At 67.6% G+C, this 23,380-nt stretch carries 25 protein-coding genes; 7 read left to right on the top strand and 18 right to left on the bottom strand.

Going from position 1 to position 23,380, the window contains the following annotated elements:
* Nucleotides 1-2: 2 nt before the first annotated feature.
* From HZI36_RS19695 to HZI36_RS19715, 5 genes are all read right to left on the bottom strand, one after another.
* Nucleotides 3-1,136, bottom strand: a complete 1,134-nt coding sequence (locus HZI36_RS19695; RefSeq protein ID WP_179404337.1) for a glycosyltransferase family 4 protein — start codon at nucleotides 1,134-1,136, stop codon at nucleotides 3-5.
* 140 nt (nucleotides 1,137-1,276) lie between these two features.
* Nucleotides 1,277-1,837: an ATPase gene (locus tag HZI36_RS19700; protein WP_179404338.1), complete on the bottom strand. Its 561-nt coding sequence runs from the start codon at nucleotides 1,835-1,837 to the stop codon at nucleotides 1,277-1,279.
* On the bottom strand, nucleotides 1,834-2,079 hold the full coding sequence (locus tag HZI36_RS19705) for a hypothetical protein (protein ID WP_179404339.1): 246 nt from the start codon (nucleotides 2,077-2,079) through the stop codon (nucleotides 1,834-1,836). The genes HZI36_RS19700 and HZI36_RS19705 overlap by 4 nt, the downstream gene beginning before the upstream one ends.
* An 88-nt stretch (nucleotides 2,080-2,167) precedes the next feature.
* Nucleotides 2,168-2,995, bottom strand: a complete 828-nt coding sequence (locus tag HZI36_RS19710) for a glycosyltransferase (RefSeq protein ID WP_179404340.1) — start codon at nucleotides 2,993-2,995, stop codon at nucleotides 2,168-2,170.
* Nucleotides 2,992-4,248, bottom strand: coding sequence for an oligosaccharide flippase family protein (locus HZI36_RS19715; protein ID WP_179404341.1), 1,257 nt, complete (start codon nucleotides 4,246-4,248; stop codon nucleotides 2,992-2,994). The genes HZI36_RS19710 and HZI36_RS19715 overlap by 4 nt, the downstream gene beginning before the upstream one ends.
* A gap of 191 nt (nucleotides 4,249-4,439) precedes the next feature.
* Here HZI36_RS19715 and HZI36_RS19720 point away from each other — a divergent pair, with 191 nt between their 5' ends.
* The 4 genes from HZI36_RS19720 to waaA all read left to right on the top strand — a co-directional run bounded on the left by HZI36_RS19720 (nucleotide 4,440) and on the right by waaA (nucleotide 9,266).
* Complete coding sequence (locus tag HZI36_RS19720; protein ID WP_179404342.1) at nucleotides 4,440-5,834, top strand: phosphomannomutase/phosphoglucomutase; 1,395 nt, start codon at nucleotides 4,440-4,442, stop codon at nucleotides 5,832-5,834.
* Between the two features lie 153 nt (nucleotides 5,835-5,987).
* Nucleotides 5,988-6,983: a lipopolysaccharide heptosyltransferase I gene (gene waaC / locus HZI36_RS19725; protein WP_179404343.1), complete on the top strand. Its 996-nt coding sequence runs from the start codon at nucleotides 5,988-5,990 to the stop codon at nucleotides 6,981-6,983.
* Nucleotides 6,984-6,994: 11 nt separating this feature from the next.
* Nucleotides 6,995-7,879 carry a Kdo hydroxylase KdoO gene (kdoO, locus tag HZI36_RS19730; protein ID WP_179404344.1) on the top strand — a complete coding sequence of 295 codons (885 nt, stop codon included), beginning with the start codon at nucleotides 6,995-6,997 and terminating at the stop codon, nucleotides 7,877-7,879.
* A gap of 31 nt (nucleotides 7,880-7,910) precedes the next feature.
* Entirely contained in the window at nucleotides 7,911-9,266 is a 1,356-nt protein-coding gene (waaA, locus tag HZI36_RS19735; protein WP_179404345.1) for a lipid IV(A) 3-deoxy-D-manno-octulosonic acid transferase, read from the top strand.
* Nucleotides 9,267-9,297: 31 nt separating this feature from the next.
* Here the strand turns inward: waaA and HZI36_RS19740 are convergent, their stop codons facing one another.
* The 9 genes from HZI36_RS19740 to HZI36_RS19780 form a co-directional block, all read right to left on the bottom strand.
* Nucleotides 9,298-10,494 carry an MFS transporter gene (locus HZI36_RS19740; RefSeq protein WP_179404346.1) on the bottom strand — a complete coding sequence of 399 codons (1,197 nt, stop codon included), beginning with the start codon at nucleotides 10,492-10,494 and terminating at the stop codon, nucleotides 9,298-9,300.
* An 18-nt stretch (nucleotides 10,495-10,512) separates the two neighbouring features.
* On the bottom strand, nucleotides 10,513-10,782 hold the full coding sequence (locus HZI36_RS19745) for a hypothetical protein (protein WP_179404347.1): 270 nt from the start codon (nucleotides 10,780-10,782) through the stop codon (nucleotides 10,513-10,515).
* A 244-nt stretch (nucleotides 10,783-11,026) separates the two neighbouring features.
* Complete coding sequence (gene ureG / locus HZI36_RS19750) at nucleotides 11,027-11,674, bottom strand: urease accessory protein UreG (RefSeq protein ID WP_179404348.1); 648 nt, start codon at nucleotides 11,672-11,674, stop codon at nucleotides 11,027-11,029.
* 17 nt (nucleotides 11,675-11,691) lie between these two features.
* Nucleotides 11,692-12,372, bottom strand: a complete 681-nt coding sequence (locus HZI36_RS19755; RefSeq protein WP_179404349.1) for an urease accessory protein UreF — start codon at nucleotides 12,370-12,372, stop codon at nucleotides 11,692-11,694.
* Complete coding sequence (gene ureE / locus HZI36_RS19760) at nucleotides 12,359-12,910, bottom strand: urease accessory protein UreE (protein ID WP_179404350.1); 552 nt, start codon at nucleotides 12,908-12,910, stop codon at nucleotides 12,359-12,361. The genes HZI36_RS19755 and ureE overlap by 14 nt, the downstream gene beginning before the upstream one ends.
* An 11-nt stretch (nucleotides 12,911-12,921) precedes the next feature.
* Nucleotides 12,922-14,628 carry an urease subunit alpha gene (gene ureC, locus HZI36_RS19765; RefSeq protein WP_179404351.1) on the bottom strand — a complete coding sequence of 569 codons (1,707 nt, stop codon included), beginning with the start codon at nucleotides 14,626-14,628 and terminating at the stop codon, nucleotides 12,922-12,924.
* Between the two features lie 34 nt (nucleotides 14,629-14,662).
* The gene (locus HZI36_RS19770) at nucleotides 14,663-14,968 is read right to left on the bottom strand and encodes an urease subunit beta (protein WP_179404352.1); all 306 of its coding nucleotides are present in this window, start codon (nucleotides 14,966-14,968) and stop codon (nucleotides 14,663-14,665) included.
* Between the two features lie 9 nt (nucleotides 14,969-14,977).
* A complete protein-coding gene (gene ureA / locus HZI36_RS19775) occupies nucleotides 14,978-15,280 on the bottom strand; it encodes an urease subunit gamma (protein ID WP_179404353.1) in 303 nt (100 codons plus the stop codon).
* Nucleotides 15,281-15,542: 262 nt separating this feature from the next.
* A complete protein-coding gene (locus HZI36_RS19780) occupies nucleotides 15,543-16,418 on the bottom strand; it encodes an urease accessory protein UreD (protein WP_179404354.1) in 876 nt (291 codons plus the stop codon).
* Between the two features lie 272 nt (nucleotides 16,419-16,690).
* On the opposite strand from HZI36_RS19780, the gene HZI36_RS19785 reads away from it, so the two are divergent.
* The 3 genes from HZI36_RS19785 to HZI36_RS19795 all read left to right on the top strand — a co-directional run bounded on the left by HZI36_RS19785 (nucleotide 16,691) and on the right by HZI36_RS19795 (nucleotide 18,879).
* The gene (locus HZI36_RS19785) at nucleotides 16,691-17,389 is read left to right on the top strand and encodes a pirin family protein (RefSeq protein ID WP_179404355.1); all 699 of its coding nucleotides are present in this window, start codon (nucleotides 16,691-16,693) and stop codon (nucleotides 17,387-17,389) included.
* Nucleotides 17,390-17,438: 49 nt separating this feature from the next.
* Complete coding sequence (locus HZI36_RS19790) at nucleotides 17,439-17,855, top strand: DoxX family protein (RefSeq protein ID WP_179404356.1); 417 nt, start codon at nucleotides 17,439-17,441, stop codon at nucleotides 17,853-17,855.
* Nucleotides 17,856-17,997: 142 nt separating this feature from the next.
* On the top strand, nucleotides 17,998-18,879 hold the full coding sequence (locus tag HZI36_RS19795) for an alpha/beta hydrolase (protein ID WP_246327142.1): 882 nt from the start codon (nucleotides 17,998-18,000) through the stop codon (nucleotides 18,877-18,879).
* A 39-nt stretch (nucleotides 18,880-18,918) separates the two neighbouring features.
* Here the strand turns inward: HZI36_RS19795 and urtE are convergent, their stop codons facing one another.
* From urtE to urtB, 4 genes are read right to left on the bottom strand one after another with little or no spacing between them, the layout of a single operon-like run.
* Nucleotides 18,919-19,611, bottom strand: coding sequence for an urea ABC transporter ATP-binding subunit UrtE (urtE, locus tag HZI36_RS19800; RefSeq protein ID WP_179404358.1), 693 nt, complete (start codon nucleotides 19,609-19,611; stop codon nucleotides 18,919-18,921).
* Between the two features lie 4 nt (nucleotides 19,612-19,615).
* The gene (urtD, locus tag HZI36_RS19805) at nucleotides 19,616-20,476 is read right to left on the bottom strand and encodes an urea ABC transporter ATP-binding protein UrtD (protein ID WP_179404359.1); all 861 of its coding nucleotides are present in this window, start codon (nucleotides 20,474-20,476) and stop codon (nucleotides 19,616-19,618) included.
* A complete protein-coding gene (urtC, locus tag HZI36_RS19810; protein WP_179404360.1) occupies nucleotides 20,473-21,696 on the bottom strand; it encodes an urea ABC transporter permease subunit UrtC in 1,224 nt (407 codons plus the stop codon). The genes urtD and urtC overlap by 4 nt, the downstream gene beginning before the upstream one ends.
* A 1-nt stretch (nucleotide 21,697) precedes the next feature.
* Complete coding sequence (urtB, locus tag HZI36_RS19815; protein ID WP_179404361.1) at nucleotides 21,698-23,317, bottom strand: urea ABC transporter permease subunit UrtB; 1,620 nt, start codon at nucleotides 23,315-23,317, stop codon at nucleotides 21,698-21,700.
* Nucleotides 23,318-23,380 lie beyond the last annotated feature (63 nt).

Raw genomic sequence — 23,380 nt, forward strand, 5'->3', positions numbered from 1 at the left:
CTTCAGAGGCTGACGCCCGTCAGCGTGTGAATCGTATTCCGGTAGCGCGCGACGACCTTCTGCTCGTCGAACTCGTCGGCGACCTTGCGTCTGCCGCGCGCGCCCATCGCCGCGCGCCCGTCGGGCCCGAGGTCGATCATCCGGTTCAGGCCGTCGGCGAGGCTCGCGCTGTCGCGCACCGCGCACAGCAGGCCGGTGTCGCCGTCGGCGACGACGTCGCGGCAGCCCGGCACGTCGGTCGCGACGATCGGCCGGCCCATCGCGGACGCCTCCATCAGCGTGCGCGGCACGCCTTCGCGATACGACGGCAGCACGACGCAGTCGGCCGCCGCGATGTGCGGGCGCACGTCGTGCGCCTCGCCGAGATATTCGACGATCCCTTCGTTCACCCACGCGTCGACGTCCGCGCGGCCGATCGCGCTCGGATTGTCGACGCCGAGCGGCCCGAGCAGCTGGAAGCGCGCGTTCGGATGGCGCGCGCGCACCGCGCGGGCCGCGTCGATGTACTCGCGCACGCCCTTGTCCCACAGCAGCCGGCCGATCAGGATGAACACCGGCGCGTCGCGCACGGGCAGCGGCACCGGCGCGAACTGTTGCAGATCGACGCCTTCGCCGTGCAGCAGCCGCGCGCGGTCCGGATAGGCGAGCAGCCGCTCGGCGGAGAACGTGTCGAGGTCGTCGCGGTTCAGGAACCAGACCTCGCGCGGGAAGCGGAACGCGAAGCGGTACAGGCGCTTCGCGACGCTCGCCGCGCGGCTTTGCTGGATGAACACGTAGCCGAGCCCGGTCGTGACCGCGATCGACGGCACGCGCGCGAGCCACGCGGCGATCGATCCGTAGATGTTCGGCTTGATCGTGTAATGAAACACGAGGTCCGGCTTCAGCGCGCGGTAGTGGCGGCGCAGCGCGGCGAGCGTGCGCAGATCCTCGCGCGGGCTCGTGCCTTTCGACGCGACCGCGAGCGGCACGTAGCGGCAGCCCATCTCTTCGAGCAGCGGCACGGTGCGGTCGCGCGGCGCGATCACGACGACCTCGGCGCCGCTCGCGACGAGCATCCGGATCAGTCCGTGCCGGTACGTGTAGATCGCCCAGGCCGTGTTGCAGACGAGTGCGATGCGCAGAGCAGAGGAGGCCATGAAAAAAAAGAAAAATAAATCGTCGATAAATCGGTTGTGTGGCGGGCGTCATCGACGCAAGGTGCCAGAGCAAATGCGACGGAACGGCGCGTTATGGGCAACTTCGGGGCAACTTCGGGCCAACGTCGGGCCAACTTCGGCTATGCGGCATCGGACTTCGACAGTGCCTCAGCCGCCCACGGGGGCAAATCACGCCCCACACGCTTGAGCTTGCCGGCATCGATCGAGATCAGCACACGCGGACGCGCCCGAGCGTTATCAATCAGGAATGCCCGGTCAGCCAGACGCAACGCGTCGGGAAGATTCTTCATGCTCCGCTCGTAGCGGCGCTTCACATCGACTGCCGGGATATCGTGACCGCCGTCCAGCACCCGTTGAACGATTCGGCCAATCGAGAGGTCGGGGGTTCCGAGCGCGATGAAAACAAGGTTGACCTTGTACCCGTACAGGGCGGCCTGCTTCATCAAATCCAGTTCATGACGGCCGGATAAGGTCGTTTCGAATGCGAAGCTCTCCTTGGCCTCAAGAAGCGCTTGCTGACGACGTATCGCCAGTCTGCCGGCACCAACGGGACTGACCCGGTCGGCTTCGGCAATATCATCCGGGTTGACAACGGGGAGTCTGCCGAAAAGAAACTTGCGCGCGAACGTCGTTTTGCCCGATCCGTTCGGCCCCGCGACCACCCAGACCTGTGGCCTCAAAGCGCCCGCTCCACAACCAGGACATTGTGTTCATCGAGTCGCATCAGCTCGCGACGCCCATCCGGATACAACCGGACCACCCGGCCGGGAAAGGCATCTTCGCCGACATAGATCGGGCGGCCCGCATTCAGGTGATGACGAGCCGCTTCGTCGCCGGTGCCTTCTACTTCACGTTCGAACGCTTCAAAAAAGCGACCTTCCTCGGCAGGCCCGGCGGTTTCCAGACTCCGCACATCCAGCATTTCAGATCTCCAGTCGACACTAGGGTGCCGCTTTGAACCGCATCATACCGTAGCCGCGCACGGCGCGAATCGCCTCGCGGCCATGACGCTACCCGGCCGCAAACAACGCGCGCTTGACCCGCTGCAGCGTCCGGTACGGCGTCACGAAATGCAGCAGGTTCTTTGCGAGGCCGGCCCAGTCGTACGGATTCAGCGCATCGAAATGGCGCAGCAGCAGCGCGAGCGTCGACACGAGCTGGCGCCGGCGCTTCGTCGCGCTGATCCCGCCTTCGTTCAGTTCGTAATAGAGTCCGAGCTCCGGCAAGTTCGCGCAATCGTAGCGTCGCATTAACCGCAAAAAAAGATCGAGATCCTCGGCCGCGCGGTATTTCGCGCGGTAGTTGCCGACCTCGCGGACCGCGTCGATCCGCAGCATCACCGACGGATGCACGAGCGGCGAGCGCAGAAAGCGCGTGCGGCGCAGCGCGCGCGGCTCGGCGGGCGGCGTCAGCATGAAAAGCGGCCGGCCGTCGCGCGACACGACCTGCGTCCACATCCCGACGCACGCGACGCCCGGATGCGCGCCGAGATACGCGCGCTGCTTCGCGAGCCGCCCGGGCGCGGCGAGATCGCCCGCGTCGATGCGCGCCGCGTAGCGGAAGCCGCGCGCGGCGAGCGCGTCGATGCCGGCCTGCAGCGCACGCTCGATCCCGCCGTTTTCCGGCATCCGCAGCACGTCGACCGCAAGGCCCGGCAGCGCGGGCACGGCGATCGGCGGCGTGCTGCCGTCGTCGACGATCAGCACGTGCACCGGCGCGTCCTCGCGCAACGACGCGAGCGTGCGGACGACGTCGTCGTGCGCGTTGTACGCGGGCATCAGCACCGCGACGTCGTCGAGCGGCGCGGCGGCGCGCGGCGGGGTGGAAGGGGGCGTCATGAGCCGAGCTTCAGGCGAATGTAATAAAAATTGACGGCCGCGGCCGCCAGATAGCCGGCCGCGAGCCCGACGAGCGCGCCGTACAGGCCGAGCGGCGGGATCGCGAGCTGGTTGACGAGCGCGGCGATCGCGAGCGCGAGCACCCATTTCGTCAATAAAACGAATTTTGCTTGATATTTGAGAACGATAAGATTGCCTATCGCCTCGATGCCCGCCGGCACCGACAGCCACACGGCCCAGCGGAAGATGCCGACCGACGCCTCGTAGCCCGGCCCGAACACCTTGCCGACGATGAGCGGCGCGAGCGCGTCGAGCACGAGCGCGCCGGCGATCATCAGCGCGGCCGTCATCGCGATCAGCCGCACGACGTTGCGGCGCAGCCGCGCGATGTCCTGCACGCGGTACACGAACGCGGGCGCGATCGTCTGCGCGAGCATCAGCGCGAGCGTGATCCAGTTCTCGTTCAGCTGCTGCGCGGCCGAGTAGAGGCCGAGATCGGCGAACGACACGTGCCGCTCGAGCATCAGGCGATCGAGCTTGAGGAACAGATACATGCAGATCAGACCGAGCCAGAACACCGTGCCGGCCGTCGTGAAATGACGCAGCAGCGACCAGTCGACGCGCCAGCCGAGCGAGCCGCCGTGGCGGCGCCGGTAGTAGAGCATCAGCGAGACGGAGATCGCGACCGACTCGAGCACCCACAGCCAGCTGAACGTCGCGGGATGCATCGCCGCGCGCACGAGCAGCCAGACGAGCACGGCCTTCGCGACCGCGGTCACGATGCTCGACAGCAGCAGCGGCTTGCTGTAGGTCATGCTCTGCAGCCACGAGCTGACGGTCGCGATGAACGGCTCGCGCAGCACGAGCGTCACCGCGAGGCCGGTGAGCATCGCGCCGACGAGCGGATCGAGCATGCCGGCGGCGATCCACGCCCAGGTTGCGACGACCGTGACGACGGCGACCGCGATGCGCAGCACGAACGCGCTGCCGAGCACCGCGCCGAGCCGCTCCGGCGGGGCCTGGACGATCGTCGGCACGAGGATTTCGGCGCCGCAGACCCACGTGAGCGGCGACAGCACGAGCAGCAGCGTGTTCGCGTACTGCCACTTGCCGAATGCGTCCGGCCCGAAGTAGCGGGCGAGCAGGCCGCTGATCGCGATCGCGACGCCGATCTGCGTGAGCCGCTCGAGGCCCAGCCAGACGAGGTTCGAGAACGCCTGCGCGACGTCCGGGTTCGCGAGGCGCTTCAGCATCGGGCGCGCCCGCGCGAAAGGGGCGGGATCGCGACCGGGCGCGTCGGCGCGGCGGCGGCACGGTGGGGCATTAAAATGGACGGCTCCGCGTGGATCAAAGCCAGCCATTATAAGTGGGTTCGATGCCGCTTCCGCCGTGGCCCGTCGCGGGCGGCCAGGATTTTCCAATACAGGCAACAGAGAGTGATTCGATGATTTCCCAATCCATCTTCAAGGCATACGACATCCGTGGCGTCGTCGGCAAGACGCTCGACGCCGACACCGCGCGCGCGATCGGGCGCGCGTTCGGCAGCGAGGTGCGCGCGCAGGGCGGCGACGCGGTCGTTGTCGCGCGCGACGGCCGGCTGTCGGGCCCCGAGCTCGTCGGCGCGCTCGCCGACGGCCTGCGCGCGGCGGGCGTCGACGTGGTCGACGTCGGCATGGTGCCGACGCCGGTCGGCTATTTCGCGGCGAGCGTGCCGCTCGCGCTCGCGGGCGGCGAGCGCCGTGTCGATTCGTGCATCGTCGTGACCGGCAGCCACAATCCGCCCGACTACAACGGCTTCAAGATGGTGCTGCGCGGCGCCGCGATCTACGGCGAGCAGATCCAGGCGCTGTATCGGCGGATCGTCGATGCGCGCTTCGAGTCCGGCGCCGGGTCGTACGAGCGATACGACGTCGCCGACCAGTACATCGAGCGGATCGTCGGCGACGTGAAGCTCGCGCGGCCGCTGAAGATCGTCGTCGATGCGGGCAACGGCGTCGCGGGCGAACTCGGGCCACGCCTGTTCAAGGCGCTCGGTTGCGAGCTCGTCGAGTTGTTCACCGAGATCGACGGCCATTTCCCGAACCACCATCCGGACCCCGCGCATCCGGAGAACCTGCAGGACGTGATCCGCGCGCTGAAGGAGACCGACGCGGAGATCGGTTTCGCGTTCGACGGCGATGGCGACCGGCTCGGCGTCGTCACGAAGGACGGCGCGATCATCTATCCGGATCGCCAGTTGATGCTGTTCGCGCAGGAAGTGCTGTCGCGGCATCCGGGTGCGCGGATCATCTACGACGTGAAGTGCACGCGCCATCTCGCGAAGTGGGTGAAGGACAACGGCGGCGAGCCGCTGATGTGGAAGACGGGCCACTCGCTCGTGAAGGCGAAGCTGCGCGAGACCGGCGCGCCGCTCGCGGGCGAGATGAGCGGGCACGTGTTCTTCAAGGATCGCTGGTATGGGTTCGACGACGGCCTTTACACCGGCGCGCGGCTGCTCGAGATCCTCGCGAAGAGCGCGAACCCGAGCGACGTGCTGAACGCGCTGCCGAATGCGATGTCGACGCCGGAGCTGCAGCTGAAGCTCGACGAGGGCGAGAACTTCGCGCTGATCGACAAGTTGCAGAAGGAAGCGAAGTTCGACGGCGCGGACGAGGTCGTGACGATCGACGGGCTGCGTGTCGAGTATCCGGACGGGTTCGGGCTCGCGCGGTCGTCGAACACGACGCCGGTGGTCGTGCTGCGCTTCGAGTCGGAGACGCAGGCCGGGCTCGAGCGGATCCAGGCGGATTTCCGGCGGGTGCTGACGGCGGCGAAGCCGGATGCGAAGCTGCCGTTTTGAGCGAGGCGGCGGTGTGATGAAGAAGGCCCCACGATCGTGGGGCTTTTCTTTGGAAACGCGGTCGTGTTTGCGGTTTTCGCCTGTCTGACCCGCCGCCCGCGATAAAATCGCGTCTTTATGCCAGTCGCCGGCCCCCGCCGGCGTTTTTTCAGCGTGCAAAAGATCCTGATCGTGCGTGTATCGTCGCTAGGCGACGTCGTGCACAACATGCCGGTGATCGCCGACATTCGCCGGCACCACCCCGACGCGCAGATCGACTGGCTCGTCGAGGAAGGCTTCGTCGGCCTCGTGAAGCTCGTCGACGGCGTGCGCAACGTGCTGCCGTTCTCGCTGCGCCGCTGGCGCAAGGCGCCGCTCGCCGCATCGACCTGGCGCGAGATCCGCGCGTTCCGGCGCCAGCTCGCGGCCGAGCGTTACGACCTCGTGATCGACTGCCAGGGGCTCATCAAGACCGCGTGGGTCGCGAGCTGGGCGCGCGGGCCGCTCGTCGGCCTCGGCAATCGCACCGACGGCGCCGGCTATGAATGGCCGGTGCGCTTCTTCTACGGCAAGCGCGTGCCGATTGCGCCGCGCACGCACGTCGTCGAGCGCTCGCGGCAACTCGTCGCGGCCGCGCTCGGCGATCCGGCGCCGACGCCCGGCGACGACCTCGACTTCGGCCTCGACACCCGCGAAGCCGCGCGCGCGCTGTCCGCGTTCGACCTGAACCTGCCGGTGCCGTACGTCGTGTTCGTGCACGCGACGTCGCGCACGGACAAGCAGTGGCCCGACGCCGCGTGGATCGAGCTCGGCCAGTCGCTCGTGCGGCGCGGCGCGTCGCTCGTGCTGCCGTGGGGCAGCGACGCGGAGCGCGAAACCAGCGAGCGGCTCGCGAAGGAATTCGGCGCGGCCGCGATCGTGCCGCCGCGGCTGTCGCTGCCGGCCGTCGTCGGGCTCGTCGACGGCGCGGCGGCAACGGTCGGCGTCGATACCGGCCTGGTTCACATCGCCGCAGCGCTGAAGAAGCCGACCGTCGAACTGTACAATTTCTCGACGTCCTGGCGTACCGGCGGCTACTGGTCGCCGAACGTCGTCAACCTCGGCACGGCCGGGCAGCCGCCGTCGATCTCGCAGGTGAAGTCGGCGCTGTCGGGCTTCGGCCTGCTGTAACCACGGTGACCATGAGCGAATCCCAGATCATCGAAGTCACGTCCGCCGACTGGAGCGGCCGCAACCTGTCGGTGCCGCGCGAGCAACTGCTCGCGGCGGTCGAACAGGGCAAGGTGCTCTACTTCCCGCATCTGCGCTTCGCGATCGAAGGCGGCGAGGAAGCGCTGCTCGACCCCGCGCTCGCCGACCCGAAACGCAAGAACATCAGCCTCGCGCCGAACGGCGGCGCGCTCGCCGGCGTGCTCGGCGACGCGGTCACGCAGTCGGCGGCGCGTGCGCTCGTCGCGCGCTTCCAGCAGCACGCGGGCGCGCTCGTCGACGGCCTCTTTCCCGAATACCGCGGGCATCTGCGCGTCGCGCCGACGAGCCTGCGCCTGATGCAGGTCGAGACGCGCCAGACGTCGTGGCGCAAGGACGACAGCCGGCTGCACGTCGACGCGTTCCCGTCGCGGCCGAACTACGGCGAGCGGATCCTGCGCGTGTTCACGAACGTGAATCCGCATGGCGCGCCGCGCGTATGGCGCGTCGGCGAGCCGTTCGAGGACGTCGCGAAGCGCTTCCTGCCGAAGATCGCGCCGCAGCTGCCGGGCGCCGCGTGGCTGCTGAATCTGCTGCACGTGACGAAGTCGCCGCGCAGCGCGTACGACCATCTGATGCTGAACCTGCACGACGGGATGAAGGCCGATCTCGACTACCAGAAAAATTGCCCGCAGCAGACGATGCCGTTCCCGCCGGGCAGCGTGTGGATCTGCTTCTCCGATCAGACGTCGCACGCGGTGATGTCCGGCCAGTTCATGCTCGAGCAGACGTTCTTCCTGCCGGTCGACGCGATGGCGGACCGGTCTCGCGCCCCGCTCGGCATTCTCGAGCGGCTGACGGGCAGGGCGCTCGTTTGAACGCGCGCGTGACGAAAGCGGGAGCGCAACGATGCTGAGAGCGATCTATCGCGCGCTGTGGTGGCTCGTCGCGCCGGTCGCGGTCGTGCGGCTTCTCGTGCGCTCGCGCAAGGAGCGCGGCTATCGCGAGCATATCGGCGAGCGCTTCGGCCACGGGCCGGGCCGCCTGCGCGACGACGCGGCGCCGCTGATCTGGGTGCATGCGGTGTCGGTCGGCGAGACGCGCGCCGCGCAGCCGCTGATCGATGCGCTGATGAACGCGCGTCCCGACGCGCGGATCCTGCTCACGCACATGACGCCGAGCGGCCGCGCGACCGGCGAGCAGCTCTTCGGCGCGCGCGTGTCGCGCTGCTATCTGCCGTACGACATGCCGGGCGCGGTGCGGCGCTTTCTGCGCGCATGGCGGCCGACGCTCGGGCTCGTGATGGAGACCGAGGTGTGGCCGACGCTGATCGACGAATGCCGCCGCGCGCAGGTGCCGCTCGTGCTGACGAATGCGCGGATGTCGGCGCGCTCGTATCGGCGCGCAGCGAAGTTCGGCGCGGCGGCGCGCGACGTGTTCGGCGGATTCTCGCGGGTGCTCGCGCAGAGCCCGTCCGACGCGGAGCGGCTGACCGCGCTCGGCGCGCGCCAGGTCGCGGTGCTCGGCAATCTGAAGTTCGACATGGCGACGCCGCCCGAGCTCGTCGCGCGCGGCCGCGCGTGGCGCGAGGCGATCGGCACGCGGCCGGTCTGGGTCGCGGCGAGCACGCGCGAGAACGAGGAAGCGCTCGTGCTGCAGGCGTTCGCCGCGATGTCGAAGCCGGGCGCGTTGCTGATTCTCGTGCCGCGCCATCCGCAGCGGTTCGACGAGGTCGAGGCGCTCGTCGCGAAAAGCGGCTTCACGTGCGTGCGGCGCACCGAATGGGTGGCCGCATCGGCCGCTTCGGCCCCATCGGCCGATGGGGCCGCGCCGGCCGCCGGGCAGCCGGCGGCGCCGGTGCTGCCGCACAGCGTGACGGTGTTGCTCGGCGATTCGATGGGTGAACTCGGCGCGTATTACGCGGCGTCCGACGTTGCGTTCATCGGCGGCAGCCTGCTGCCGCTCGGCGGGCAGAATCTGATCGAGGCATGCGCGGTCGGCACACCGGTGCTGATCGGCCCGCACGTGTTCAATTTCACGCAGGCGACCGCCGATGCGGTCGCGGCGGGCGCCGCGCAGCAGGTCGCGGATCCCGCGGATCTCGCGCGCACGCTGGATGCGCTGTTCGCGGACAACGCGCGGCGCATCGCGATGGGCGCGGCGGGTGCCGCGTTCGCCGCGCGTCATCGCGGCGCGACCGCGCGCACGGTCGACGTGCTGTCGGCGCTGCTGCCGCCGGCCGCAGGTTCGGACGATATCCGGTAGAGGTTGCGCAAGTTCAAGCCTGACGAAGTTGCTATGGCCTGCGCCGGTCGAGCATCGTGATTGATGTCGCCGCGACCAATCCGAACGACAGGATTGTCAGAGCGATCGAGCCGCCAATCTGTGATGCGCCCAATGCCGTCGCGCATGCGACGGAAAGGCCGCCAATGACGGGCTGGACGAATCCAAAAAGGGCCGATGCTTCGGTCCTGTATTCTTCCGGCACGTTCATGGCATCCGCCGAACATGGCACAACGATGAAGCCATAAGCCGCCGTCACGACGATGATTCCGGAAATCAGCCAGTAGATACCTGAAAAATGGCTGATCGCCATGATCAAAAGGCCGGTCAGCATGACGAATATGCCTGATTTGATCAGCAGATGGCTTGGCCAGTGCGATGCCAGATAGCCGCTCAGGAAAAGACTGATGGCGATCACCGCGCTATCGATCGATAAAAATAAGCCGACCATCGTCGGGGTAAGGTGTGCTTCATTGGCAAGAATGAAAGGCAGCCGCGTGCCAAGCGGACTGAGTGCGACCTGAAATGCGGCTGCGATCAATGTCGGTGTGAGAAAAGACGGCATGGCGGCGACGGCGCGCCAGTGCGATATGCCAGGACTGTGCGATTCCGTCGGCCTGTGTTGAAGCGGTTGCTTCCTGTGTGCCCATTCAATCCACATCCCTACAATGACGACGGGAGAAACGATCGCGATAAACGCCCAGCGCCATCCGAACGCAACGGCAATCATGCCTGTCACGACCGGCATCGCGATTTGCTTGATCTCGACACATCCCATCGCCCACGCAAACAGGCGTTTATATTCTTCGTTGGATGTGACCTTCCGCAACGCGACGCGAGTCGCGTTCGAGCCGATGCTGTTGATCGCAAACATCGAAATGAAGAGGACTACAAACAAGTTGGCATTCCGGGTAATGCAGATGAGCACCGCGGAAATTCCCAGATAAAGACAGGAAAGTGCGGAGGATCGATAGAGTCCGATCATCCGGATGATGGGAACGGAAACGAGCAGGAAGCATGCGAAGACGATTTCGCAGGCCCCAAGAAGTAGCTGGAAGATGTCGTCGGGTAATTGATAGGCTGCCGCCATTCCTGGGAGCAGCGGCCCGATGCCGTCGAAGAAGAGGGCGACAGTAGCTAAACGCGCGACGGCCGCCCATATCAGGCCGCGCGGCCTGTGGTCGACATCCTCTTGCTTGATTGTGGTCAAGACGATCCGCTGGGAAATTTATGCGGCAACGAGATCGGCTCGGGTAGCAGACCCTTCGCTGCGTGCCTTGCTCGCGGCAAGCCATTCTTTGAGGAGGTTGAAATACTGTGGATATTTCCCGACGAGATAGGCTTCGGCGGAATCCCATTCGCCCGAATCGAGCCATCCCTGAACTTTTTTCAGGTCGGCATGTGGGATCGGCAGTTCCATGTGAAGCTCAACTGCCGAGTATTTGTCGGTGGTTGCGTAATCGCAAAAGACATGGAAATTTTTGACCTTACGACCCATTTGACACTCCTTGACGATGAAAAATAAGGATTCTTAAGTGTCTGTGCGGCGGTCGAGTCACATTCGAGGGGCGATCGATGCGAGAAGGCTGTCGAACAGACAGCGCTATCTTAGGCAACGCACTCGGGCGTGTAAAGAAAATGTAATGTAGAGTGTCTGAATTTTGCAGCCGTTGTCTTTATCGGCGCCGCTTCACCACTGCTTCGGAGCACGCCTGAGGATCAACGGCCGGGAAGTCCGTCGTTCAGAGGCTGAGCAATCCCTTCCTTTCGATGAACGAGACGACGTCCGCGACACCATCGAGTGCCTTCAGGTTCGTCATCACGTACGGACGCTCGCCGCGCATCTTCTTCGTGTCGGACGCCATCACGTCGAGGTTCGCGCCGACGAGCGGCGCGAGATCCGTCTTGTTGATCACGAGCAGATCCGACTTCGTGATGCCGGGGCCGCCCTTGCGCGGAATCTTCTCGCCGCCGGCGACGTCGATCACGTAGATCGTCAGGTCCGACAGCTCCGGGCTGAACGTCGCCGCGAGATTGTCGCCGCCCGATTCGATGAACACGATGTCCGCGTCGGGAAAGCGCGCGAGCATCCGGTCGACCGCCTCGAGGTTGATCGACGCGTCCTCGCGGATCGCGGTGTGCGGGCAGCCGCCCGTCTCGACGCCCATGATCCGCTCTTCCGGCAGCGCGCCGGCGACGGTCAGCAGGCGCTGGTCTTCCTTCGTGTAGATGTCGTTCGTGATCGCGACGAGGTCGTACCGGTCGCGCATCGCCTTGCAGAGCATTTCGAGCAGCGTGGTCTTGCCGGAGCCAACCGGGCCGCCGATACCGACGCGCAGCGGCGGCAGCTTTTTCGTGCGGCGGGCGGACGTGGGGTGAGATGCGTTCATCATGGTTTGCTTGAGGTTCAGGAGCGGAACAGCCGGGAGTATTGCGTCTCGTGCCGCGCGGACAGGATGCCGAGCTGCGGCGCGAACGTGCTGATGTGTTCGGGTGGCGTCGCGAGCGCGCGGCGCACTGCCGCGTCGATCGCGCCGCGCAGCGCGACGAGGATGCGCTGGCCCGCGAGCTGGCCGAGCGGCACCGCCTTCAGCGCGGCCGCGGTCTGGTTCTCGGCCCAGCCGAACGCGTACGCGGCGAGCGTCGCATCGTCGCGCGCGTCGTGCGCGGCGGCGGCATATGCGAACGCGGTCGGCAGTGCGATCGGCCGCAACGCGGCGAGCGTCGCGCGGCGCGCGGCATCGCCCCATTCGAGCGACGCGCACAGCTGCGCGAGCGACCAGCCCATCTGCTCGGTCTCGCGGCGCAGCTCGGCCGATTCGCGGCTCGCGACGAACCACGCGTTCTCGCGCGCGAGCGCATCGGCGTCGTGCGCGCGCCAGCGCGCGAGCTGGTGGGCGAGAAACGGCAGCTCGCCGTGTGCGAGCACGTCGGCCAAGCCGCTCGCGATCCAGTCGCGCGCGGTGTCGGCGTCGCGGATCAGGTTCGCGTCGAGCGCCGCTTCGAGCCCCTGCGAGTAACTGAACGCGCCGATCGGCAGCGCCGGTGATGCGAGGTGCAACAGCGCAACGAGCTCAGCGGTGTTCATGGCCGTGATCGTGCGAGTGCCCGTGATGCTCGTCGTACACGCGCTGCGCGAGCGCGTAGTCCTCCGCGAACGTCGCGTCGTGGCCGTGGCGATGCCCGCCGCCATACGCGCCCGCTTCGGGCTGAAACGGCGCGTCGACCGTATCGACCTGCGCGCCGAGCCGCTTCAGCATGTCGGCGAGCACCGGATCGGCTTCGAGCTTCAGATAGCCGTCGCCGATCTCGACCGGCGTGTGGCGGTTGCCGAGGTGATACGCGGCGCGCGTGAACGTCAGCGGATCGGGCGCGCGCACGAGCAGCACGGTTTCGGGCGCTGCCGCGACGCGCACGAGCGCGCCGTCGTCGGCGACGAGCACGTCGCCGTCCGCGAGCACGGTGCCGCGCGGCAGCACGAGCGCGATGTCCTCGCCGGTGTCGAGCGTCGCCGCGAGGCGGCTCTTGCAGCGGGCGTCGTAAGGCAGCGTGAGCACCGGCGCGCGCTTGATCAGCGACGCGGCGAGTTGCACGTTCGGGGCGATGCGTTTGTCGATCGTACGCATGATGCAAGCACTCAGAACAGGAAGTAACGCTGCGCCATCGGCAGCACGGTTGCCGGCTCGCAGGTGAGCAACTGGCCGTCGGCGATCACGTCGTACGTCTCGGGGTCGACGCTGATCGCCGGCCGCCACGCGTTGTGGATCATGTCGGCCTTCGTCACGTTGCGGCAGTTGCGCACCGGCACGATCCGCTTCGCGAGCCCGTAGCGCTCCGCGATGCCCGCATCGGCCGCCATCTGCGACACGAACGTCAGCGACGTGCGCGCGAGCGCGCCGCCGCGCGTCGCGAACATCTCGCGGTAATGCACGGGCTGCGGCGTCGGGATCGACGCGTTCGGATCGCCCATCTGCGCGACCGCGATCATGCCGCCCTTCAGGATCAGCGACGGCTTGATCCCGAAGAACGCCGGCTCCCAGAACACGAGATCCGCCCACTTGCCCGGCTCGACCGAGCCGACCTCGTGCGCGATCCCGTGCGTGATCGCCGGGTTGATCGTGTACTTCGCGACATAGCGCTTCGCGCGGAAGTTGTCGTTGCGCGCGCCATCTTCCGGCAGCGCGCCGCGCTGCACCTTCATCTTGTGCGCGGTCTGCCACGTGCGGATGATCACTTCGCCGACGCGCCCCATCGCCTGCGAGTCCGACGACAGCATCGACAGCGCGCCGAGATCGTGCAGGATGTCCTCGGCCGCGATCGTCTCGCGGCGGATCCGCGATTCGGCGAACGCGAGATCCTCGGCGATCGACGGATCGAGGTGATGGCAGACCATCAGCATGTCGAGGTGCTCGTCGAGCGTGTTGATCGTGTACGGGCGCGTCGGATTCGTCGACGACGGCAGCACGTTCGCCTCGCCGCACACCTTCAGGATGTCCGGCGCATGGCCGCCGCCCGCGCCTTCGGTGTGATACGTGTGGATCGTGCGGCCCTTGAACGCGGCGACGGTCGATTCGACGAAGCCGGCTTCATTGAGCGTGTCGGTGTGGATCGCGACCTGCGTGTCGGTGTCGTCGGCGACCGACAGGCAGTTGTCGATCGCGGCGGGCGTCGTGCCCCAGTCCTCGTGCAGCTTCAGCCCGATCGCGCCGGCGGCGATCTGCTCGGTGAGCGGCTGCGGCAGGCTCGCGTTGCCCTTGCCGAGAAAACCGAGGTTGATCGGCCAGCCGTCGGCCGCCTGCAGCATCCGCTCCATGTGCCATGGGCCGGGCGTGCAGGTCGTCGCGTTCGTGCCGGTCGCGGGCCCGGTGCCGCCGCCGAGCATCGTCGTGACGCCCGATGCGAGCGCCTCGTCGATCTGCTGCGGGCTGATGAAGTGGATATGCGTGTCGATGCCGCCCGCGGTGACGATCAGCCCTTCGCCGGCGATCACTTCGGTCGCCGCGCCGATCGCGATCGTCACACCGGGCTGGATGTCCGGATTGCCGGCCTTGCCGATCGCCGCGATGCGGCCATTCTTGATCGCGATGTCGGCCTTCACGATACCCCAGTGATCGAGGATCACGGCGTTCGTGACGACGGTGTCCGCGACGTCGGCCGCGACGCGCTGCGACTGGCCCATCCCGTCGCGGATCACCTTGCCGCCGCCGAACTTCACTTCCTCGCCGTAGATCGTGTAGTCGCGTTCGATTTCGATCAGCAGTTCGGTATCGGCGAGACGGACGCGGTCGCCCGTCGTCGGCCCGAACATCTCCGCGTACGCGCGGCGGCTCAAGCGTAATGTCATATCTTTGTATTCCTGAATGCCGGAAGAGGGCGCGTCAGAGCGGCCCCATCACCTTGCCCTGAAAACCGTAGACCTCGCGCGCGCCCGCGAGCGCGACGAGCTCGACCGTGCGCGTCTGGCCGGGCTCGAAGCGCACCGCGGTGCCGGCCGCGATGTTCAGCCGGAAGCCGCGCGCGGCCGCGCGGTCGAACGACAGCGCGTCGTTCGCTTCGTGGAAGTGGTAGTGCGAGCCGACCTGCACCGGTCGGTCGCCGGTGTTCGCGACGGTCAGCGTGATCGTCGCGCGGCCCGCGTTCAGTTCGTGCTCGCCGTCGTCGGTGAGGATTTCGCCGGGGATCATGCGCGCCTCTTACGGAATCGGATGGTGGACCGTGACGAGCTTCGTGCCGTCCGGGAAGGTCGCTTCGACCTGGATGTCCGGGATCATCTCCGGCACGCCGTCCATCACGTCGTCGCGCGTGAGCAGCGTCGTGCCGTAGTGCATCACTTCGGCGACCGTCTTGCCGTCGCGTGCCGCTTCCATCAGTGCGGCCGTGATGTACGCGACCGCTTCCGGGTAGTTGAGCTTCAGGCCGCGCGCGCGGCGCCGTTCGGCGAGCAGCGCCGCGGTGAAAATCAGCAGCTTGTCTTTTTCTCGGGGAGTCAGCTTCATGAATGGAAACGTTATGGAAAACGTAATATTTTTCCGCGTGGCGTTGGCTGGCGCGGATGCGCGGCTATCGTAGCACCGCGCCGTGCGGCTTGCGTGCTCGCGCGGCGGCGTTTGCGCATCAGTGCAGCAAGGCACGTGCCATGTGCGGCGCGCATGTGTGCTCCACGATGGTGCGCGCGCGATGCATGCGGGTGCACGCCGATGCATGCGGCCGGGCCGTGTGCCACGGCGGTGCGCATGCGGGGGGTGCTTCAGGGGTGTTTCAGGTCTGCCAGAGCCGAAGCGGATGCGGCTCGACGCCATGCACGATCGGACGCAACAGCATCCAGCACTGCACGAAATGCCGCTGCAGCGCCTCCATCGACGTCGCGAGCGCGCGCACGAGCACCACGCCCGGCGTCACGCACGTGATGCCGGCGCGCAAGGTGTCGTCGAACGGCATCCGCTCGGCGAGCGATTCGGCGAGCGCGGCGTCGCATGCGGCGCCGGCCGCCCACAGCGTGCCGTAGACGGGGAAGCCGCCGAGGCCCTGCAATGCGTGGCGCAGCGGGTCGTTCGCAACGAGCCGCGCGCGCTCGGTCCAGAGCGGCGCGCCGTTCGCATCGACGAGCGCCGACGTCGACACGAGCCGGCCCGCGGACCATGCCTCGCCGGCCGCCTGCCGGCCGAGCTGCGTTGCGTCCCAGCCAAGCGCGCTCGCGCCCGCGCCGAGCGTCAGCGTGAAATCCATCGACGCATGCGCGGCATCGAAGATCAGGTTGTTCTGCGGCAGCCAGTCGAGCTTCGCGCCTTCGCCGAGCACGATGCGGATTCGCTGCGCGGCGTCGAGGCCGTTCGACTTGTACCACTTGGTCGCGCCCGGCGTGGTCAGCACCGCGTGCGTGCGCTCGCCGAGCGCGATGTCGATGTCGAGCGTGTCGCCGCCCGCGACGCCGCCCGGCGGATGGACGATCACCGCGTGGCAGCGCGCGTCGCCTTCCGGATAGAGCGGCCGCTGCACGCGCAGCGGGCCGTCGTGCAGGCGATGTTGCAGCGTCGTGCGCGTGCCGTGTCGTTCGAAGCCGAGCTCGAGGCGGGCGTGCCAGGATTTGGCGAGAGCGGGGCGGGACAGCGACGCGTGCGAAACGTGGGCGGACATCGTGGAATCGGCGGGAAGACGGGCGCGCTCATGCTACAGGAATGCGCGGCGCGGTGGCGCGCGCGATCGGCTCATGCCGGCGATTGAGTTCATCGGCCTGTTTCCACCGGCGCTTATCGTTCTATTGAGAGCAATGATGCTTTGATGGTTGGGAGCTATGCGGTAAATCATTGCGGAAATAGCATTCTGTCCAAGGCCCGGTGCTCCGCTGATGCTGGAGAGTGACACCGCGGCAGCAGGCCGCATTTTGGCGGCAGGAAAAGGACACGGACATGCTTACCCATCGGCGCTGGAGATCACTGGACACGGCGGATCACGGCTGGCTTCGCGCGAAATACCACTTCGCGGTCAGTCCGGACGGCAATCTCGCGCACGCGCCGCTGGGCCCGCTGATCGTCTGGAACGATGACGAGATTGCCGCCGGAAGCGGTTTCCCGATGCACGGGCACCGTGACATCGAGATCGTCACCTACGTGCGCCAGGGCGTGCTCGGACATCGGGACACTTTGGGATCCGAAGGAACGATTCACGCGGGCGACGTGCAGGTGATGAGCGCCGGCACCGGCATCCGCCATTCCGAGGTGAACAAGGGCGACGTGCCGCTCAAGGTCTATCAGATCTGGCTGGTGCCGCGCGCGGGCGGCGGACGACCCGCGTGGGATACGAAGCCGTTTCCCAAAGGCGATCGGTCCGGGCGCTTCGTCGTGCTGGCGAGCGGTTTCGCCGGCGACGAGGATGCGCTGCCCATTCGCGCCGATGCGCGCGTGCTCGGCGCGACGCTGAAGGCGGGCGAGCAGGCCCGGCAGGCGCTGGGGCCGTCGCGTCGCGCGTATCTCGTCGTTGCTTCGGGCCGCATCGAAGTGAACGGCGAGCACATGGGGCCGCTGGACGGCGTCGCGATCACGAACGTGGCGCAGGCCGACATCTCCGCCGTCGAAGATTCTGAGCTGGTGATGGTGGACGCCGGCTGAGTACCTTCATTTCTCAGTCCACTAAATCAAATCATATCTGGAGGTCATCATGGATCGTTATAAGTTCCTTCCGCTGCTGGGCCGCATTCTGATCGGCGCGCCGTTCGTCATGAGCGGGCTGAGCAAGCTCGCCGCGCACGACGCCACCGTCGGCTATATCGCGGCGGTCGGCCTGCCGGCGCCGTCGCTCGCGTTCCTCGTCGCGGTACTGGTCGAGGCGGGCGGTGGCGTGCTGCTGATGGCCGGGTATCGCGCCCGCCTCGTGGCGCCGGCGATGGCGCTGTTCTGCGTGGTCACCGCGATCTTCTTCCACCACAACTTCGCGGACCAGAACCAGATGATCCACTTCCTGAAGAACGTGATGATGGCGGGCGGCCTGCTGCAGATCGCTTACTTCGGCGCCGGCGCGTTCAGCCTCGACGCGCGCGCCGGACGGGCCGCCGTGCGCGTGGCGTCGGCGGCTTGAGCGATCGACCATGTCTGATCCGACGGAGCCGACGATGAAAAACTTGCCGACCGATACCGCATCAACGAATTTCATCGCAACGCATCCTCTCGACCTGGACGATGCGGCCATCGTCGCCGCGATGCGAGCGGGGATGCGTTCCATGAAAGGCATGCGTCTGGGCGTCGAAGCGCGCGGGGCATTCGATGCGATGATGGAGAGCATCCCGCCGCTCGATGACGTCACGTACGAATCCGGCACGGTCGGCGGCATTCCGGGGTTCTGGGTCTATCCCGCGCATTGGCGAGCCGACGAAGCGATTCTTCATCTGCATGCCGGATGGTTCAACTTCGGATCCGCCGGCGCATTCCGCCATTTCGTCGGACACATCGCCGCGCGGGCCGGCGCGAAGGCATTCATCCCGGATTATCGGCTCGCGCCCGAGCATCCGTTCCCGGCGGCCGTCGACGATGTGCTCGCCTGTTATCACGGACTGGCCGACATCGGCATTCGCCGGATCGCCGTCACCGGGGATTCCGCCGGAGGCGATCTCGCGCTGGTGCTCGCGTCGCGTCTTGCCGGTGAAGCGGTCGCTTCCGGGCCGACGATTGTCGGCGTTGCCGCATTGTCGCCAGTGACCGATCTGACGCTCTCGGGCGAGACGTACGACACGCGCGTCGATGCCGATCCGCTCTTCACGCGCGAGCAGGCGTCGGAGGTGGTGCGCGCCTATCTCGGGAGCGCCGACCCAGCGCATCCGCTTGCTTCGCCGCTCCATGCGCGGCTTGTCGGCCTGCCGCCCGTTCGCATCCACGTCGGAGACGACGAAGTGCTGCTGGACGATTCGCGGCGGTTCGTCGAGCGCGCAGTCGCCGCGGGCGTCGATGCCCGGCTCGATGTGTGGATGGGGATGTCGCACGGGTTCGCCGGCAGCGTCGGTGGGTTGAAGGCCGCGACACAGGCGCTGGACGCGATCGGCGCGTTCCTTGTCCAGAAGCTGAACGAGGGCGCCGGCTCGCCGTTCGTGTCGTCAGCCGCGAAGTGAGCTCGCAGCGGACGTGGCCGACGGCGCGGCCGCCGTCGGTCAGACCGCGATCAACTCGCGCACCCCGTTGCGCTCCATATCCTTTGCCTCTCCGCCCGCGACCACTTCGCCACGGCTCATCACCCAGTACTGGTCCGCGATCGACCGCGCGAAGTCGTAGTATTGCTCGACGAGCAGGATCGTCATCTTCGATTCGTCGACGAGCTGCCGCAGCGTGCGGCCGATGTCCTGGATGATCGACGGCTGGATTCCTTCGGTCGGCTCGTCCAGGATCAGCAGCTGCGGCTCGCTCATCAGCGCGCGGCCGATCGCGAGCTGCTGCTGCTGGCCACCCGACAGGTCGCCGCCGCGCCGCGCGCGCATGTCCTTCAGCACCGGGAACAGCGCATAGATCCGGTCCGGCACTTTCGACGGCGCGCGGCGGCTCGCGGCGCCGACGAGCAGGTTTTCCTCGACGGTCAGCCGAGGAAAGATGTCGCGCCCCTGCGGCACGTACGCGAGCCCGGCCGCCACGCGCGCGTACGGCGGCAGCGCCGCCAGCGGATCGCCGCGCCAGCTCACCGCGCCGCTCTTCGCGGCGACGACGCCCATCAGGCAGCGCAGCAGCGTCGACTTGCCGACGCCGTTGCGGCCGAGCAGCACCGTCAGCCTGCCTTCGTCGGCGGTCAGGTTCACGTCGCGCAGGATGTGGCTGCCGCCGTAGTACTGGTTCAGCGCTTCGATCTTCAGCATCGCATCATCGTCCCAGATAAGACTCGATCACCGCGTCGTCGCGCTTCACCTGATCGAGCGTGCCTTGCGCGAGCACCGCGCCTTCGGCCATCACCGTCACGCGGCCCGTGTCGCCCGCGAGCGCCGCGACGAACTCCATGTCGTGCTCGACGACCATCATCGAGCACGTGCCGCGCAGCGTGTTCAGCAGCTCCGCGAGTTCCATCGTCTCGTGGTCGGTCATCCCGGCCGCCGGCTCGTCGAGCAGCAGCAGGGCGGGGCGCTGCATCAGCAGCATGCCGATCTCGAGCCGCTGCTTCTGCCCGTGCGACAGCTCGCCGGCCGCGCGATACGCGTGCGCGTCGAGGCGGATCAGCTCGAGCGTCTCCTCGATCTTCGCCTGCGCGTCGCGGTCGAGCCGCGTGCGCAGCGACGCGAGCCAGCCCTTGTCGGTCTGCATCGCGAGCTCGAGGTTCTCCCACACCGGATGCTGCTCGAACACCGTCGGCTTCTGGAACTTGCGGCCGATTCCCGCGCGCGCGATCTCGGGTTCGCTCATCCGCGACAGGTCGAGCGTCTGGCCGAGAAATACCTTGCCCGCATCGGGGCGCGTCTTGCCGGTGATCACGTCCATCATCGTCGTCTTGCCGGCGCCGTTCGGACCGATCACGCAGCGCAGCTCGCCCGCGTCGATCGCGAGCGACAGCTTGTTCAGCGCACGAAAACCGTCGAAGCTGACTTCGATGTCCTCGAGATACAGGATCGTCCCGTGCGACGTGTCGATCGCGCCGGGCGTGACGACCCGCGACATCTCCGCGGTGCCGCTGACCGTCAGCTCCGTGTCGTCGCGGCGCGCGACGTCGGCCATCATGAAGAATCCGTTCATCGGCGCACTCCCCGAACTCCCCGAACTCGCGCGACGACGTCGTCGACGAGCCCCATGATGCCGCGCGGCATCAGCAACGGCACGAGCACGAAGATCAGCCCGAGGAAGAACAGCCAGTATTCGGCGAAATTCGCGGTGAAGAAGCTCTTCGCGCCGTTCACCGCGAACGCGCCGACGATCGGCCCGATCAGCGTGCCGCGCCCGCCGACCGCGACCCAGATCGCCATCTCGATCGAGTTGCCCGGCGACATCTCGCCCGGATTGATGATGCCGACCTGCGGCACGTACAGCGCGCCCGCGATGCCGCACAGCACCGCGGACACGGTCCACACGAACAGCTTGTACGCGAGCGGGCTGTAGCCGAGGAACATCAGCCGCGTCTCGCCGTCGCGCACCGCGGTGACGACGCGCCCGAGCTTGCTCGTGACGATCGCGCGCGCGGCGACGAACGCGAGCACGAGCGTCGCGAACGTCAGCAGGAACAGCACGGTGCGCGTGCCCGGCGACGTGACCGGAAAACCCGCGATCCGCTTGAAGTCGGTGAAGCCGTTGTTGCCGCCGAAGCCGGTCTCGTTGCGATAGAACAGCAGCATCGCCGCGAACGTCATCGCCTGCGTGATGATCGACAGATAGACGCCCTTCACGCGCGAGCGGAACGTGAAGAAGCCGAACACCCACGCGAGCACGGCCGGCGCGAGCACGACGAGCGCGAGCGCATACGCGAGATGCTCGGTGCCGCTCCAGTACCACGGCAGCCGGTGCCAGTCGAGGAACACCATGAAGTCGGGGAGGTCGGTGCCGTACTTGCCGTCGCGGCCGATCTCGCGCATCAGGTACATGCCGATCGCGTAGCCGCCGAGCGCGAAGAAGAGGCCATGCCCGAGACTCAGGATGCCGCAATAGCCCCACACGAGATCGAGCGCGAGCGCGGCGATCGCGTAGCACATCAGCTTGCCGGTGAGCGTCATCGCATACGCGGACAGATGGAGCGCGCTCGATTCCGGCGCGACGAGCGCGGCGAGCGGCACGCCGATGCCGATCGCGAGGCAGAGCGCGATCAGCGCGAGCCATGCGCGGCGCGACAGCAGCGCGGGGCGCGGCGGCAGGCCGAGCGCGAAGCCGCCGGCCGCGCGAGCGGCGGCGGGCGACGGCGCGGCGGCCGGTGCGGCCGATGTGGCCGGTGTGGCATTCGGCGACAGCGAATCGGTGAACGAAGTCATCTCAGGCCTCCGCGCTGCGGCCCTTCAGGGCGAACATCCCCTGCGGCCGCTTCTGGATGAAGAGAACGATCATCACGAGCACGGCGATCTTCGCGAGCACCGCGCCCCAGAACGGCTCGATCGCTTTGCTGACGAGCCCGAGCCCGAAGCCGCCGAGCACGGTGCCCGCGATCTGGCCGACGCCGCCGAGCACGACCGCCATGAACGAATCGATGATGTAGCTCTGGCCGAGATCCGGGCCGACGTTGCCGATCTGCGACAGCGCGCAGCCGCCGAGCCCCGCGATGCCGGCGCCGAACGCGAACGCATACGCGTCGATGCGTGCGGTCTTCACGCCGACGCATGCGGCCATCCGCCGGTTCTGCGTGACTGCGCGCACGAACAGGCCCAGGCGCGTCTTCGTCAGCACCGCCCACGCGATGCCGACGACGATCAGCGCGAACGCGAGGATCGCGATCCGGTTGTACGGCAGGATCAGGTTCTGCATCACGGTCACGCCGCCGCTCATCCACGACGGATTCTCGACCTGCACGTTCTGCGCGCCGAAGATCATCCGCGTCGCCTGGATCAGGATCAGGCTCACGCCGAACGTCGCGAGCAGCGTCTCGAGCGGGCGGCCGTACAGGTGCCGCAGCACGAGCCGCTCGAGCACGAGCCCGACCGCCGCGGCCGCGACGAACGACGCCGGCACCGCGACGAGCGGATACCAGTCGAACGCGGAAGGCGCATAGTGCTGGATCAGCGTCTGCACGACATAGGTTGCGTACGCACCGATCATCAGGAACTCGCCGTGCGCCATGTTGATCACGCCGATCAGTCCATACGTGATCGCGAGGCCGAGCGCGGCGAGCAGCAGCACGCTGCCGAGCGACAGCCCCGCGAACAGCGTGCCCGCGATCTCGCCGCGGCGCTGCAGCGCATGCAGCGCGTCGAGGCCCTGCTGCGCGGCGTCGCGCACGCGCGCGTCGGGCTCCGCGTCGCTGCCGTCCGCGTTCTTCGCGACGAGCGGGCGCAACTGTTCGATCATGTCGAGATCGTGCCGCGCGGCGACGATCTTCACCGCGTCGAGGCGCTTGCCCGGATCCGCGTCGTGCAGCGCGGCGATCGCCCACAGCGCGTCGAGGCGGCGCTTCAGTGCCGGGTCGGTTTCCGTCGCGCGCGCACGGTCGATCATCGGCTTCAGCGCCGGGTCCGGGTTCTGCAGCAGCGCGTCGACCGCGGTGCGCCGCGTCGCGAGGTCGGGCGACGCGAGCGCGAGGCCCGACAGCGCGTTCGCGATCTTCGTGCGCAGCAGGTTGTTCAGCATCACCGGCTGCGCGTTGCCGGCCTGCGCGGGCGCGTTCGTCAGCGCGTCGTGCGGGGTGTCGCCGGTCTGGATCAGCACGCGGCCGTCGTCGGTCGCGAGCGCGTTGCCGGTCGACAGCGCGTTGAGGAGCGCGACGGCCGGCGCATCGCCTTCGGCGGCGAGCCGGCCGATCGCGGCGGTTTTCGCGTCGAAATCGTCGCCGGCGAGCGCGGCGGTGTCGGTGGCCGTCAGCGCGCAGGCGGCATGGGGCGCGACGCCGAAAAACATGGCGCACGCAACGAGTTCGACGGCGGCTCGGCGAAAGAGCTTGGGCATCGGAGAATCCTGGCGGACGTGGAGGGAGGGCGATGCACGTGCCGTCACCGGCGCGCCGCACGG

It is taken from the genome of Burkholderia guangdongensis, assembly GCF_013403875.1.
GTDB lineage: Bacteria > Pseudomonadota > Gammaproteobacteria > Burkholderiales > Burkholderiaceae > Burkholderia > Burkholderia guangdongensis.

Excerpts from the sequence above, each read along its gene's own strand:
- HZI36_RS19795 (WP_246327142.1), top strand. The coding sequence starts at position 17,998 with ATGAAAGGCATGCGTCTGGGCGTCGAAGCGCGCGGGGCATTCGATGCG.
- HZI36_RS19785 (WP_179404355.1), top strand. The coding sequence starts at position 16,691 with ATGCTTACCCATCGGCGCTGGAGATCACTGGACACGGCGGATCACGGC.
- HZI36_RS19770 (WP_179404352.1), bottom strand. The coding sequence starts at position 14,968 with ATGATCCCCGGCGAAATCCTCACCGACGACGGCGAGCACGAACTGAAC.
- ureG (WP_179404348.1), bottom strand. The coding sequence starts at position 11,674 with ATGAACGCATCTCACCCCACGTCCGCCCGCCGCACGAAAAAGCTGCCG.
- ureE (WP_179404350.1), bottom strand. The coding sequence starts at position 12,910 with ATGCGTACGATCGACAAACGCATCGCCCCGAACGTGCAACTCGCCGCG.
- HZI36_RS19755 (WP_179404349.1), bottom strand. The coding sequence starts at position 12,372 with ATGAACACCGCTGAGCTCGTTGCGCTGTTGCACCTCGCATCACCGGCG.
- ureA (WP_179404353.1), bottom strand. The coding sequence starts at position 15,280 with ATGAAGCTGACTCCCCGAGAAAAAGACAAGCTGCTGATTTTCACCGCG.
- urtC (WP_179404360.1), bottom strand. The coding sequence starts at position 21,696 with ATGACTTCGTTCACCGATTCGCTGTCGCCGAATGCCACACCGGCCACA.
- HZI36_RS19780 (WP_179404354.1), bottom strand. The coding sequence starts at position 16,418 with ATGTCCGCCCACGTTTCGCACGCGTCGCTGTCCCGCCCCGCTCTCGCC.
- HZI36_RS19710 (WP_179404340.1), bottom strand. The coding sequence starts at position 2,995 with ATGACGCCCCCTTCCACCCCGCCGCGCGCCGCCGCGCCGCTCGACGAC.
- ureC (WP_179404351.1), bottom strand. The coding sequence starts at position 14,628 with ATGACATTACGCTTGAGCCGCCGCGCGTACGCGGAGATGTTCGGGCCG.
- HZI36_RS19705 (WP_179404339.1), bottom strand. The coding sequence starts at position 2,079 with ATGCTGGATGTGCGGAGTCTGGAAACCGCCGGGCCTGCCGAGGAAGGT.
- urtD (WP_179404359.1), bottom strand. The coding sequence starts at position 20,476 with ATGAACGGATTCTTCATGATGGCCGACGTCGCGCGCCGCGACGACACG.
- HZI36_RS19720 (WP_179404342.1), top strand. The coding sequence starts at position 4,440 with ATGATTTCCCAATCCATCTTCAAGGCATACGACATCCGTGGCGTCGTC.
- kdoO (WP_179404344.1), top strand. The coding sequence starts at position 6,995 with ATGAGCGAATCCCAGATCATCGAAGTCACGTCCGCCGACTGGAGCGGC.
- urtE (WP_179404358.1), bottom strand. The coding sequence starts at position 19,611 with ATGCTGAAGATCGAAGCGCTGAACCAGTACTACGGCGGCAGCCACATC.
- waaA (WP_179404345.1), top strand. The coding sequence starts at position 7,911 with ATGCTGAGAGCGATCTATCGCGCGCTGTGGTGGCTCGTCGCGCCGGTC.
- HZI36_RS19695 (WP_179404337.1), bottom strand. The coding sequence starts at position 1,136 with ATGGCCTCCTCTGCTCTGCGCATCGCACTCGTCTGCAACACGGCCTGG.
- urtB (WP_179404361.1), bottom strand. The coding sequence starts at position 23,317 with ATGCCCAAGCTCTTTCGCCGAGCCGCCGTCGAACTCGTTGCGTGCGCC.
- HZI36_RS19745 (WP_179404347.1), bottom strand. The coding sequence starts at position 10,782 with ATGGGTCGTAAGGTCAAAAATTTCCATGTCTTTTGCGATTACGCAACC.
- HZI36_RS19715 (WP_179404341.1), bottom strand. The coding sequence starts at position 4,248 with ATGCTGAAGCGCCTCGCGAACCCGGACGTCGCGCAGGCGTTCTCGAAC.
- HZI36_RS19790 (WP_179404356.1), top strand. The coding sequence starts at position 17,439 with ATGGATCGTTATAAGTTCCTTCCGCTGCTGGGCCGCATTCTGATCGGC.